The sequence below is a fragment of the Dactylosporangium sp. McL0621 genome (assembly GCF_049995355.1).
Taxonomy (GTDB): domain Bacteria; phylum Actinomycetota; class Actinomycetes; order Mycobacteriales; family Micromonosporaceae; genus Dactylosporangium.
Map to the genome: position 1 here is coordinate 5,185,132 of NZ_CP188259.1, position 11,899 is coordinate 5,197,030.

Below are 11,899 nucleotides of genomic sequence, written 5' to 3' on the forward strand. Positions count from 1 at the left end.
GAGCCGTCACCGTCCGCGTATGGCCCGCCCCTGGCGGGCCATACGCCTGTGTCCGGCCCGGTGCCGCGGCTCAGGTCAGGATGTCCACCGCCAGCTCGGCGGCGAGCGCGACGGCCATCGTCGCGGCGGCTATGGCGCTGCGGCGGGTGAGCGGCGCGCGGGCGCGGATCGACCTGGCGTAGGCGACCGCGCCGACCAGCACCAGCGCCAGTTCGACGGCCGCGCTCGCCCACGGGGTGCGCCACAGGCCGAGACCCAGCAGCGGCAGGTCGCCGGCGTTGCCGGGCAGGATCGGCAGGTCGGCCCGGTGTACGAGGAGATCCAGCAGCCAGTGGCTGAACGCCACCGACCCGAGGACGAGCCCGGCGCTGCGGCCCCAGCGCCACGCGCCGAACGCGCCGTACCCGAGTGACAGGACGGCCGCGCCGATCAGCGAGTGGGTCCAGTATGCGTGGATCAGGGCCTCGCCGTAGGTGCCGTCGGTGACCGAGGTCAGGCTCTCGATGCCACCGGCGAGCAGCAGCACCACGAACACGACGTCGAGCAGTTGCGTACCGAGCATGAGCGCCCACAGCGGCGTCCTGGGCGCGGCGGCCTTGACCGTGGCGGCCAGGCCGAAGTGCCCCGCCATCATCGGCCGGCCTCCGTCTTTGCGGACGCCCAGTGGTCCAGCCACCCGCAAAGGCCGACAAATAGCATCAAAAACTGGATGAAGTCCATGCCGCGTAGCGTCGCGCGTCGCAACGGGCCGTACCAGTGCCGTGATCATGACCGTGGGCATGAGGTTGTCACGCCCGCCGGGCCGCCTTACCGTGGGCTTTTTCACGGGTCGAGGCATGAGATCATCACATGCCGGGGGGTGTGATGATGGCAGTGCCTGCCGGCCGGCCCGAGATCGTGGCGCCACGCCTCGCCCAGGTGGTCGTCACCGTGTTGATCTGCGCGTACTTCGGGCTGATCGCCGTCGACCTGGTCGTCTCGGCGCGCTCGGCGGCGGCCGCCGTCGCCGGTCTCGCGGTCCTCGCCGCACACGCCGGTCTGCTCGTGCCGACCATGCTCGGCACCACCCGCCGGTCCGGCTGGTTACTGTGCGCCCAGGTGGTACTGACCTACCTGCCCGTCGCGCTGTGGCCCGAGGTTCCGACGCTGTGGGGGCTCAGCGTGTTCCTCGCCGGTTCCTGCCTCGTGCGCCTGCGCCCGCCGTACTCCTGGCTCTGCTACGCGGCGGTGTCGGTCTCTACGCTGCCGCTGTCCTGGGCGTACGACCAGTCGGTGCGCGCGCAGGTGTACACGCTGCTCACCGTCGCGGCCGTCGGCTTCCTGCTGTACGCGATGGCGTGGCTGCACCGGCTCGCGACCGACCTTCCGGTGACCGAGGCGCGTCTGGCCGCCATCGAAGTGGCCCGCGAGCGCCGGCGGCTGCTCAACGACGCGCACGACGTGCTCGGCTTTCGGCTGTCCGCGCTGGTACTCAAGATCGAGCTGGCTCGGCGCGGTGACGGCCGGCGCGCCGAGGAGGAGCTGGCCGAGGCCCGGGCGCACGCCCGCGCGGCGCTGGCGGAGGCACGCCTGCTCACCGCCGAGCGGCCGGAGCTGAGCTTCACCGCCGAGTGCGCGGCGGCCGGTGCGCTGCTGTCGGCGGCGGGTATCGAGTTCGACGCGCCGCGGGATGCGCCGACGCTGCCCCGTGAGGTCGACCTGGTACTCGCCACCGTGCTGCGCGAGGCGGCCACCAACGTCGTGCGGCACAGCACGGCCCGGCGCTGCTCGATCGCGCTCACGGTGGACCGGCGCGCGGTCCGCCTGGTCGTCGCCAACGACGGCGCGGCGACGGCGACGGCGACGGCGAACCCGGTTCCTGGCACCGGGCTGGCCAGCCTCACCGGCCGGGTCGCGGCGCTGGGCGGCACCCTGGGCGCAACGAACGACGGCGGTGTCTTCACCCTCGACGTGCGGGTACCCGCGCGCCGCCACGCCGGTGCCGGACCGGCCACCCCGTTCGTGCCGGCGGTCGGCGTCGCCGCGCTCGCCGCGATGTTCGCCGTCATGTTCACCTTCCCCGAGCGCATCGATGCGCCGTTCCTGGTGCTGGCCCTCGCATTCGGCGCCTGCGTCGGCCACCTGTGCCGGCCCCGGCCGACCGGCGGGCGGCCGACCGGATGGCGCCTGGTGTTCGCCGCGCAGGTGCTGCTCGCGTACGCGCCGTTGCTGCACTATTCGGCCGACGCGTGGGCGGCGCGGCACTACGTCGGCGGGAGCGTGCTGTTGCTGTTCCACGGCCGGACGCGCTGGCTGGGCGCCGGTGCGATCCTGGCCGCCGAGGTGCTGCTCGCCGTCACCGGCGTGACACCCGCGGCGACGGTGGTCTACCACCTCGCCGCCGACATCGACGACGCGGTCGCCTTGTTCGCCCTGGTGCAGCTGCCGCTGCTCACCGCCGCGCTCGCGCGGGCCCGGACCGGGCTCGCCGCGACGGCGGTGGCGAAGGAGCGCCTGCGCTTCGCCGACACGCTCGGCGGCCGGCTCGACGAGCGGCTGCGCGAGGCCCTGCGCACGCTCGCCCCGAACGGGCAGCCCCTGCCCGCGCAGCGGCTGGCGACGGCCCAGAGCCTCGCCCGCGCCGCGGCGGCCGACCTGCGTGCGGTGGCCGCCGGTTCGCACGATGTGGCCGTGCGGGACCCGCTGTGATCAAGGTGCTCCTGGCCGAGGACCAGCATCTGATACGCGGCGCGTTCGTCGCCCTGCTGCGCCTCGAACCCGACATCGACGTCGTCGCGCAGGTACACACCGGCACCGCGATCGTCCCGACGGCGCTCGCCGCGCAGCCGGACGTGGCCGTGCTGGATCTGAACCTGCCCGGCCTCGACGGGCTCAGCGCGGCCATCGAACTACGCGCCAAGCTTCCCCGGTGCCGATCGCTGCTGGTGACCGGGGTGGCCCGCCCCGGTGATCTGCGCCGCGCGCTCGAGGCGCAGATCACCGGCTTCCTGCTCAAGGACGCCGCGCCGGAACACCTGACCGACGCCATCCGGCGGCTCGCGGCCGGCCAGCGGGTGATCGACCCGCAATTGGCGCTGATCGCCTGGGAGACGCCCGGAAACCCGCTCACCGGCCGGGAGGCCGAGGTCCTGCGGTTGGCCGCGTCCGGCGCGTCCGCCGCCGAGATCGCCCAGCGCCTGCACCTGTCCGTCGGTACCGTCCGCAACCACCTCACGTCGACGGTGACGAAGCTCAACGCGCGTAACCGGGTCGACGCGATCCGTATCGCGACGGAGACGGGCTGGCTCTGAACCCGGCCGGCGCCGCTCCCTGCGCGCGGCCGGCAGGCGTCAGGGTGCGCTGCGGAACCCCTCGATTCCCTTGCGCCACGTGGTGTCGAGGTCCGCGCCGGGCGGGAATCGGCGGTTCAGCTCGAGGATCGCCATCCCGTGCGCGAAGGCCCAGATGGCCCTCGCCCGTTCGCGGTCGCCGCCGGTCGCCTGGAACAGCGGCATCATGGCCGCCTCCTCGACGCCGGGCGTGAGCAGCTCGCGCCGTAGCGCCCGTTCGGTCATCAGCCGGTACAGGTTCGGCTGGTGGCGCGCGAAATCACGGTAGGCGGCGGCGAGGGCGCCGATCGGGTCGGTGGATCCCTCGGCGGCCCGGGCGAACAGTTCGGCTTGTTCCTCGAAGCCCAGCGAGATCAGCGCGGACTCCAGCGCTTCCTTGTCGCGCAGGTGTTCGTAGATCGAGGAGGCGCGTATCCCGATCTCGTCACCGAGGCGGCGCATCGACAGCGCGGCCGAGCCCTCCCGTTCCAGGAGCTCTCGCGCGACCTGCACGATCTCCCGTGCCCGGGGCGTGAGTCGATCAAGCACTCGGGTCGCCATCGGCACTCCCACTCCCCTTCCGGGCCCCATCCTAACGATGTTAGGGTACCTAGCCTAACGCTGTTAGGATGGGGGAGAACCGGGTTGAACAGACGAAAGCCGGTCCACATGAGCACCGAGCACGGCCAGCCGGCGCACAGCGCCACCGCCGCGGACCCGCTGAGCGTGTCCGCGCCGCGGTTCCTGGTCGAGATCATCGCGTGGGTGGCCGCGCCCTGGGCGCTCGCACCCCATGCAATCTGGCTCGCCGTACTGGCTGACGTCCTGCTGATCGGCCTGCCGACGGTGTTCGGCATGCCCGGGGCCAAGAAGCAGAAGAATCCGGTCTCGATCCCGGCCCGGCCGGCGATCGCGCTCGAGCTGCTCCAGCCGGTCGCCGCCTGCGTGGCGGCCTTCGCGGCCTGGCCGACCGTCGTGGCGTCGGTCGTGGTCGTGGCGTCGCTGGCGGCCTGCATTCTTCAGCTCCGCCGCTGGCGCTGGATGCTCGCCGCCGCCGGCGGAATGCACGGTGATGTCGGTCCGGCCACATAGCGAGTGCCGCGCCCGCACGAAAGCGTCGGTGCGGTCGAACAGAAGCGGATGAGGGGTACGGGTGGAGCTGCGGGACATCGAAATGTTCCTCACCCTGGCCGAGGAGCTGCACTTCGGCCGGACCGCCGCTCGGCTGCACGTGTCCCAGGCCCGGGTCAGCCAGGCGATCAGCCGCCAGGAACGGCGCCTCGGCGCCCAGTTGTTCGACCGGGCCAACCGCCGTCAGATCCACCTGACCCCGTTCGGCCGGCAACTGCGCGACGACCTGCAGCCGGTGTACGCCGGGCTGCGCGACACGCTGGAACGCGCCCGCCTGGCCGCCCAGGGCATCACGGCGGTCCTCCGCGTCGGCATGCTGCCCGTCAACGCCCACGACTTCCGGCCCTACTGGGAGACGTTCCGGTCGCGCCATCCACAGTGGAAGCTGCGAATCCGGCACGCGCCCTTCATCGACTCGTTCGCCGGGCTCCGCCGCGGTGACGTTGACGTTCTGGTCAGCTGGCTTCCCGTCGAGGAACCCGACATCACCGTGGGGCCGGTCCTGATCGCCGAGCCCCGGATCCTCGCGGTGGCGGCCGGGCACGAGCTCACCCGGCGCGCCTCGGTCACCCTGGAGATGGTCAGCGACTACCGCCTTCCCACCGCTGGAATCGCACCCGAATACTGGTTCGACGCCTACATCCCGCCCTACAGCCCGGGCGGCCGCAGAATCGAGCGCAGCCTTCTCGTCGCCAACAACGAGGAAGTCCTGGCCCTGATCAGCACCGGGGAGATCGTCACGCCCTATCCGATCCACATGATCCGGTACTCGCCCCGCCCGGACATCGCCTACCTGCCCATCCGGGACATCGCCCCGCTGGCGTACGCGGCGGTGTGGCGCAGCGAGTCGGAGAACGACCTCATCCGCGCCCTCGCCCGGACCATCCGGGACCTCGGACCCCTTACCCCGGCCGAATGACTCGTGGCGGCCGGCCCGGTTCCGCCGCCGGCAACGGAGACGGTTTCCGCCGGGTCGGCTCACGTGTTGGGACCCCCAGGGCTGTGCGGGCTAGGCCTGCTGAGCGGTCAATCGGTAAATGTGGAGCGTGTTGTTGCGTGTGTCGGGATACTGCGTCGGTGACCGGCTCTGCGCTGCCTCAACTGCTTCGACCTCGTGCCCTGAGGCCCGGAGATCTCGTCGTTATCGCATCGCTGTCCGGGCCGCTCCCTGCGGCTTACGAGTCCAACGTCGAGCAGGCGGTGGTCGTGCTCGAACGGATGGGATTCCGCGTGCGTCGGGCACCGCTGCTCGAAGTAGGGCGGCACCATTGGTGGAGCGCGGCTTCGCCGGCGGAGATCGCCGGGGAGCTCAATGGTCTTCTGCGTGATCCTGAGGTGCGCGCGATCATCGCGAATGACGGCGGCCAGACGGCGCTCGGCTACCTCGACCTGATCGACGTCGAGGCGATCAGGGCTGACCCCAAGCCGATTCTTGGCTACAGCGACATCTCGTTGCTGCATCTGGTGCTTTATGCGCGCACGGGCCTGGTCGGGTTCCATGCCGACATGGCCACCCCTGGCTTCGGCGGCCACTGGCAGGCTGCGCCGGTGACGCGCCAAGCGGAACTCGAGAAGCTCTACTCCAGGTTGCTGACCGGTACCGAGGCGATCGGTGCGCTGCCTGCGAGCTCGTCGTGGGAGTGCTGGCGTGCCGGGCGTGCCGAAGGTCGGCTGATCGGCGGGGTGATCAATCGCATCGCGCTGGCGCAGGCTACGCGTTTCGCGGTGCCGCTCGAATGGTTCGACGGCGCGGTGTTGTTCTGGGAGGAGATGGGCGGCCTGGCCTCGTATGTGTGGAGCTATCTGCACGTGCTGCGACACTGCGGCATTCTCGATCGAATCGCCGGCATGGTCGTGGGCATTCCGCGCGAGATCATTGGACTTGAGGCGCCCGACGCGGCGCCAACCCTGGCCGAGATAGTCCTCGACGTCCTCGGCGACCGTGACATCCCGGTCCTGGGCAACGTCGAGTTCGGACATGCCGGCCCGAATCTGCCGATGCCGGTCGGCATCCGCGTCGGCCTCGACGCGCAGCAGCGGACATTGTCGCTGCTCGAACCAGCGGTACGGCCGCGTCTGCGGTGAACCCACCGGATCCGACCGACATCGTTCGGCATGGCTACGACGCCGTGTCCCACCTCTACCGCCGCGACGACGACAACCCGGTCGAGTACGGGCCCTGGCTGGCGGCCCTGCAACGCCAACTACCGGTCGGCGCCAGCGTCCTGGACCTGGGTTGCGGCTGCGGAATCCCGGTCGCCGCAACGCTGGCCAACGGCGGTCACCGCGTCACAGGTATCGACCTCAGCGAGGTCCAGATCACCCGCGCCCGGCAACTCGTTCCCAACGCCACATTCCTGCACGCCGACGCCAACCAGGTCTCTTTCCCGGACCAGACTTTTGACGCCGTCGTCTGTCTCTACGCGCTATTCACATGCCGCTCGACGAACAGCCACATCTGATTTCGCGAATCGCCGCCTGGCTCCGGCCCGGCGGCCTACTGCTCGTCACCACTGGCGCCTCAGCGTGGACCGGAACCGAAGAGAACTGGCTAGGTGGCTCAGCCCCGATGTGGTGGAGCCACGTCGACGCGGACACCTACCGCCGGTGGATCCTTCAGGCCGGTCTACGCACCGAGTCCGAAGAGTTCGTGCCGGAGGACAACAGCGGCCACCAACTGTTCTGGGCCCGTCGCCCTCGCTAATACCCCGCGTCCCAGCAACCATGATCAACCGAATCCGCAAGGTAAGTCTGACCAAACCCCAGCCCACCTCGGTCGGATTCACCTAACGACCCCACAGGTCAGCGCACTGGTCGCTCGCAACCTGAGACTGGATCGGACAGCTGTCGAGGTTTCTTGACGTTGTTGGGGTCCGGCTGGCGCGCCACAGCAGGTGGGCCGCGTAGCCGCGCCACGGCCGCCACCGGTCGGCGCGCCGGGTGAGGCCGGTCGTGTCGACGGGCAGCCCGTGTGCTTTGGCCGCCGAGCGCAACGTGCGGTCGGCGGCGGGGAAGGCGTCTGGATCGCCGAGCGCGTGCAGCATGAGGTCTTCGACTTGGCCAGGTCGAAGACCGGGTACGGCGAGCAGGACGCGACGGGCCAGGAGCCGGTCGGCTCCCTCGTCCAGGCGTAGCTCGCCGCTGGCCAGCCGCTGTGCCATTGCCCGCAGGGTGTTCGCCGTTGCCGTGGGCAGCGAAAGGTCGGCGATGGCTGCGGGCTCGGGAAACGTGTGGGTCAGCCCACCGTCGGGACTGGGTAATGGATCGGCCAGCGCCGCGACCACGGTCCGCGTGTGGATGCCGAGCACGGTGCGCAGCGCTGTTTCGGCGCCGTCCACTGTGCCGGGTAGCCGCAGCCCGGGCACCGCTTTGGTCAGCGATGCGAGGGCGGGATCGGCGGCCAGCACGGGCAGGTAGCTGGCCGGGTCGGCGTCCAGGTCGAGCAGGTGTCGGCAGCGGGCCACGGCGGCGCCCAGGTCCGCCACAGTGGCCAGCTTGAAGGTCGCCAGCACGTGGTCGGATGCGGGGCGCAGCGTGACGGTGCCGGGGCCGCCGGGTAGCCGCAGGACGCGTCGGTACGTGGCGTCGGCGTACTCTTCGATGCCGGGCAGCGCGCGGGCCGCCAGCCACTCGACCACTCCGTATGGGTCGTAGGGCGGCCGGACGGCCAGCCGGAGCGTGAGGCCGCCGCCGGGGTGCGGGTCGCTGTGGCGGCGGACCGCGGTACGCAGCTGCGACGGCGTGGCGTCGAAGATCTCGCGGAGGGTGTCGTTGAACTGGCGGATGCTGGCGAAGCCGGCGGCGAAGGCCACTTCGCCCAGCGGCATCCCGGTGGTCTCGACGAGCAGCCGTGCCTGGTACGCCCGCTGGGAGCGGGCCAGGGCGAGCGGCGGGGCACCGACCGCCTCGACCAGCAGCCGGTGCAGCTGCCGGGCACTGACCGCGAGTTGCCGAGCAAGCCCGGGTACCCCTTCCCGGTCCACCACGCCATCGGCGATCAGCCGCATCGCCCGACCGACTACGTCAGCCCGGGTGTTCCACTCCGGCGATCCGGGCACCGCGTCCGGGCGGCATCGCTTGCAGGCGCGCAGCCCGGCGAGTTGAGCGGCAGCGGCGGTCCGGTAGAAGGTGACGTTGGCCGGCTTGGGGCAGACCGGCGAGGGGCAGCTCGGCCGGCAGTAGATCCCGGTGGTGCGCACGCCGACGATGAACCAGCCGTCGAAGCGCGGATCGCGGCTGCTGGTGGCCTGGTAGCAGCGCTCGAAGTCAAGGTCCATCCCTTCGATCATGCCGGATCGCCGGGGCCGGCCGGGGCGGGTTCGTCTGTCGCGCCGTCGATGGCGAACCGTGCGCCGGCCGCGGCGAGGTCCCGGAAGAAGGCCAGAGCGGGCACCGCCATCAGCGCGCAGACCGCCAGCATCGTGGTGGCGACGCCGTGCCGCAGGGTCAGCGCGGCCAACCCGGCACCCAGCGGCGGCGTGGCCTGCATCAGCGTACGCAGCAGCGCGAACAACCGCCCGTGCACACCGGCCGGGGCGGCGGCCATCCGCAGCGTCTGCGCCCAGGTGGTCATCGCCGCTGCGCAGCCGCCCAGCCCGACCAGGCCAACGACGGCCAACCCAGGGGACGGAGCCAGCACGGCGAGTACGGTCACCGCAGCCACGATCGAGGCGACCACCACAGAGTGCGTCAGCGACGGCCGCCAGGGCCGGCGCAGCAGAACCAGCGCGGCGAGCAGTTCGCCGCCGGTCACGGCGGCCACCAGGTAGCCGTACCCGCCCGCGCCGAGCCCGTACTCGACCGCGCGCTCCGGCAGCACCACCAGAAGGGCGCCCTCGCCGATGTTGAACAGTGCGAACATGATCGTGGTATCGCGCAGCACCGGCTCGCGGACCACCAGACGCAGCACCGGCCCCAGCCCACCGCCAGGGCGGGCCGCAGTGGCCGGCTCGGCGACCGCCCGCGTGGGCCGCCGGCCGATTCGTGTGCCGAGCAGGCACAGCGCGAAAATCACATAGCTCAGCACGTCGAAGGCCACCACGTACCCGGGCCCGACCGTGGCCACCGCGACACCGGCGCCCACCGCGCCGACCAAGCCGGCGACCCCGAAGCTCACTGACTCCAAGGCGTTGGCCGCCGTGAGCTGCCCTGCTGGTACCAGTTGGGGAATCAACGCCGGGAAGCCGGCCAGACTGGTCATCTTCAGCAGCCCGTACACCGCAGCGACCAGGTAGAGCTGGATTGCCGTCAAACCGCCCCACGCCGCGGCGAGCGGGACCGTGCCGAACACCGCCGCCCGTAGCAGGCTGTCCGCCACGAGCAGCCATCGGCGGTCATACCGGTCCAGGGCCCAGCCGGCGACCAATCCACCGACGGCCACCGGCGCGGTATAGAGCGCGGCCAGGGTGGCCACGCTGCCGTGCGCCAACCCCAACGCGTACGCCACCAACGCGACCCAACTCGCCGCGTCCCCGGCCGCCGACACGGTGGCCCCGATCCACACCCGGCGGAACGCGATATCGCTCAGCGGAGACCCGCCCTTGTCGATCACGCGTCCCATGATTCAGGCGCGCCGCCCGGTGCTGCTGGCGGAAATCGGCCAACTCGATCCGGCCGGCACGGTGACAACCATCTCTGAAAGTCACACCAAGCCAAGATCCACGGAATCCGCAAGATAAGACTGACCAAATCCGGGGCCACGTTGGTCAGACCTACACTGCGAGCCGCAGCTCAGCCCCCTGTCCGTTCGCAGGGTTCGACGGGATCGGACAACAACGCCGCATCCCGGCCGGCGCCACCGTCCTGGACCTGGGATGCGGCTGCGGCACCCCGGTCGCCGCGACCCTCGCCGCCGCCGGTCACCACGTCACCGCGGTAGCCGAAGCCGCATAAAGGAGTCCTCCACGCTTTGAGGGATTGACAGGCACTCGTCGTCCTCTCGAAGTCAGACGACGGCAGGCGCGACACCTGTCGTGCGCGCCTGCCGCACTGTGGCCTTTCAGTCCTTCGGTGCGACCCGGATACGGTTCCCGTCAGGATCGGCTGCGAGGAAGGTCAGCCCGAACCCCGCGTCATGAGGCTCGTGCAGGATCGTGACGCCCTTGGACTGCCACTGCTTGAAGATCGCGTTGACCTCGTCGGGTCCGCCGCCGTCGATGGCCAGGCAAACCTCACTGGTACGCGGGACGTCCGGCGACAGATCCTCGAACTGGCCAGACCACAGACCGAGGTCAGCGCCTGGCCCGAGGTCGAAGGTGATGTATCCCGGAGTCTCGAACGAAGGGCTCATGCCAAGGAGGTCGCCGTAGAAACGGGCTGCGGCGGGAGCGTCGTTCACATAGACGATGGACACGACGGATGTGGTGGTCATGGTTGTTCCTTCTCACAGGTCGTAGGTACGCATCCACCAGCCTGGCCGGAATATGCGCCGCATCGTGTCGCAATTCCTGAAAAACTTGGTGTGTGACCCCAGACCGTTTCTTCGCCCTGATGCTGCTCCTCGAATCGAGGGATGGCGCGACCACACAGGAACTTGCCTCGGCGCTCGGGGTTTCCCTGCGAACCATCACCCGGGACCTGAACTGGCTCCGCGACGCCGGTCTGCCGGTGACCGCGCACCGGGGCCGTCTCGGTGGCGTGACCATGCTGCCCGGGTCTGGGCTCGACCTCGCGCGACTTACGCCTGGCGAGCGTGATCATCTCTCGCTCATTGGGCTGGATGAAAAGCAACGCGCGGAGCTCAACGCATCGGTCGAAAGCCGGCGCGCGCTCGCCAAGATCGCCGCTACACAGTCACGTCGAGTTCATGAGCTCCTGCCGCTCACCGACGTAGTGCACGTGGACAGCCGCCCCTGGCTCCAGACACGAGCTTCCGGCACGACTCCGGCTTCGCTGATCGGCTCAGTGCGGCGAGGTCGCCAGCTACGGATCGAGTACGACAGCCCACGCGAGCCATGCCCACGCGACCTGGTCGTGGATCCCTATGGGCTGTTCGCCAAGGCCGGCGTCTGGTATCTCGTCGCCGACTGTGCCCGAGTGCCACGGATGTACCGACTCGAACGGATCACGACGTGGAAAGAACTCGACCAGCCACGACGGAGGCGCGAGAACCAGACCCTGGCCACCGTCGCTGCAGCGCTCATTGATCAGTGGGCACGCAGCCACGCGATAGAGGTCAACGCCACCATCGACCAGACCCAGATCGAGCGAGCGCAACGGATTTTTGGCCTACGACTCGTCCGGGACGACCATGAAGAATCCGCCACCGGCCACAAGGTAACAATTCGCTTCCTGCATCTGGAGGACGTGCGAGCATTGCTGCCGTTCGGGGACGCCATCACTGTGCACGGCCCCGCCGAAGCCAGGGCTCACCTCCGCGCCCTCGCCACCAACCTTGCCCACCACTATGCGCCGTCACCAACGTCCTGACCAGCAACACCTAGTTGTCCTCACTCACCCGC

At 70.3% G+C, this 11,899-nt stretch carries 12 protein-coding genes; 7 read left to right on the forward strand and 5 right to left on the reverse strand.

Going from position 1 to position 11,899, the window contains the following annotated elements; all coding sequences use genetic code 11:
- Positions 1 to 70: 70 nt before the first annotated feature.
- On the reverse strand, positions 71 to 634 hold the full coding sequence (locus ACPPVO_RS25020; protein WP_426513573.1) for a permease: 564 nt from the start codon (positions 632 to 634) through the stop codon (positions 71 to 73).
- Between the two features lie 233 nt (positions 635 to 867).
- On the opposite strand from ACPPVO_RS25020, the gene ACPPVO_RS25025 reads away from it, so the two are divergent.
- Together ACPPVO_RS25025 and ACPPVO_RS25030 are read left to right on the forward strand one after the other, a co-directional pair.
- Positions 868 to 2,688, forward strand: coding sequence for a sensor histidine kinase (locus ACPPVO_RS25025; protein ID WP_426513574.1), 1,821 nt, complete (start codon positions 868 to 870; stop codon positions 2,686 to 2,688).
- A complete protein-coding gene (locus tag ACPPVO_RS25030) occupies positions 2,685 to 3,290 on the forward strand; it encodes a response regulator (RefSeq protein ID WP_426513575.1) in 606 nt (201 codons plus the stop codon). Before ACPPVO_RS25025 ends, ACPPVO_RS25030 begins: the two co-directional genes overlap by 4 nt.
- A 39-nt stretch (positions 3,291 to 3,329) precedes the next feature.
- Here the strand turns inward: ACPPVO_RS25030 and ACPPVO_RS25035 are convergent, their stop codons facing one another.
- Positions 3,330 to 3,869 carry a TetR/AcrR family transcriptional regulator gene (locus ACPPVO_RS25035; protein ID WP_426513576.1) on the reverse strand — a complete coding sequence of 180 codons (540 nt, stop codon included), beginning with the start codon at positions 3,867 to 3,869 and terminating at the stop codon, positions 3,330 to 3,332.
- A 108-nt stretch (positions 3,870 to 3,977) separates the two neighbouring features.
- Here ACPPVO_RS25035 and ACPPVO_RS25040 point away from each other — a divergent pair, with 108 nt between their 5' ends.
- The 4 genes from ACPPVO_RS25040 to ACPPVO_RS25055 all read left to right on the forward strand — a co-directional run bounded on the left by ACPPVO_RS25040 (position 3,978) and on the right by ACPPVO_RS25055 (position 6,901).
- Positions 3,978 to 4,400, forward strand: coding sequence for a hypothetical protein (locus tag ACPPVO_RS25040; protein ID WP_426513577.1), 423 nt, complete (start codon positions 3,978 to 3,980; stop codon positions 4,398 to 4,400).
- A gap of 61 nt (positions 4,401 to 4,461) precedes the next feature.
- Positions 4,462 to 5,358, forward strand: coding sequence for a LysR substrate-binding domain-containing protein (locus ACPPVO_RS25045; protein ID WP_426513578.1), 897 nt, complete (start codon positions 4,462 to 4,464; stop codon positions 5,356 to 5,358).
- Between the two features lie 158 nt (positions 5,359 to 5,516).
- A complete protein-coding gene (locus tag ACPPVO_RS25050; protein ID WP_426513579.1) occupies positions 5,517 to 6,524 on the forward strand; it encodes a S66 peptidase family protein in 1,008 nt (335 codons plus the stop codon).
- Entirely contained in the window at positions 6,521 to 6,901 is a 381-nt protein-coding gene (locus ACPPVO_RS25055) for a class I SAM-dependent methyltransferase (RefSeq protein WP_426513580.1), read from the forward strand. The genes ACPPVO_RS25050 and ACPPVO_RS25055 overlap by 4 nt, the downstream gene beginning before the upstream one ends.
- 324 nt (positions 6,902 to 7,225) lie before the next feature.
- Here the strand turns inward: ACPPVO_RS25055 and ACPPVO_RS25060 are convergent, their stop codons facing one another.
- From ACPPVO_RS25060 to ACPPVO_RS25070, 3 genes are all read right to left on the reverse strand, one after another.
- The gene (locus ACPPVO_RS25060) at positions 7,226 to 8,716 is read right to left on the reverse strand and encodes a DNA-3-methyladenine glycosylase 2 family protein (RefSeq protein WP_426513581.1); all 1,491 of its coding nucleotides are present in this window, start codon (positions 8,714 to 8,716) and stop codon (positions 7,226 to 7,228) included.
- Positions 8,717 to 8,724: 8 nt separating this feature from the next.
- The gene (locus tag ACPPVO_RS25065) at positions 8,725 to 9,990 is read right to left on the reverse strand and encodes an MFS transporter (RefSeq protein WP_426513582.1); all 1,266 of its coding nucleotides are present in this window, start codon (positions 9,988 to 9,990) and stop codon (positions 8,725 to 8,727) included.
- 447 nt (positions 9,991 to 10,437) lie between these two features.
- Positions 10,438 to 10,809 carry a VOC family protein gene (locus ACPPVO_RS25070; protein WP_426513583.1) on the reverse strand — a complete coding sequence of 124 codons (372 nt, stop codon included), beginning with the start codon at positions 10,807 to 10,809 and terminating at the stop codon, positions 10,438 to 10,440.
- 92 nt (positions 10,810 to 10,901) lie between these two features.
- On the opposite strand from ACPPVO_RS25070, the gene ACPPVO_RS25075 reads away from it, so the two are divergent.
- The gene (locus ACPPVO_RS25075; protein ID WP_426513584.1) at positions 10,902 to 11,867 is read left to right on the forward strand and encodes a helix-turn-helix transcriptional regulator; all 966 of its coding nucleotides are present in this window, start codon (positions 10,902 to 10,904) and stop codon (positions 11,865 to 11,867) included.
- The last annotated feature ends 32 nt before the right edge of the window (positions 11,868 to 11,899 follow it).

What these genes read in the sequence shown, in the direction of transcription:
- ACPPVO_RS25020 (WP_426513573.1), bottom strand. Translation starts at nt 634, where the DNA reads ATGATGGCGGGGCACTTCGGCCTGGCCGCCACGGTCAAGGCCGCCGCG.
- ACPPVO_RS25025 (WP_426513574.1), top strand. Translation starts at nt 868, where the DNA reads ATGGCAGTGCCTGCCGGCCGGCCCGAGATCGTGGCGCCACGCCTCGCC.
- ACPPVO_RS25035 (WP_426513576.1), bottom strand. Translation starts at nt 3,869, where the DNA reads ATGGCGACCCGAGTGCTTGATCGACTCACGCCCCGGGCACGGGAGATC.
- ACPPVO_RS25040 (WP_426513577.1), top strand. Translation starts at nt 3,978, where the DNA reads ATGAGCACCGAGCACGGCCAGCCGGCGCACAGCGCCACCGCCGCGGAC.
- ACPPVO_RS25060 (WP_426513581.1), bottom strand. Translation starts at nt 8,716, where the DNA reads ATGGACCTTGACTTCGAGCGCTGCTACCAGGCCACCAGCAGCCGCGAT.
- ACPPVO_RS25070 (WP_426513583.1), bottom strand. Translation starts at nt 10,809, where the DNA reads ATGACCACCACATCCGTCGTGTCCATCGTCTATGTGAACGACGCTCCC.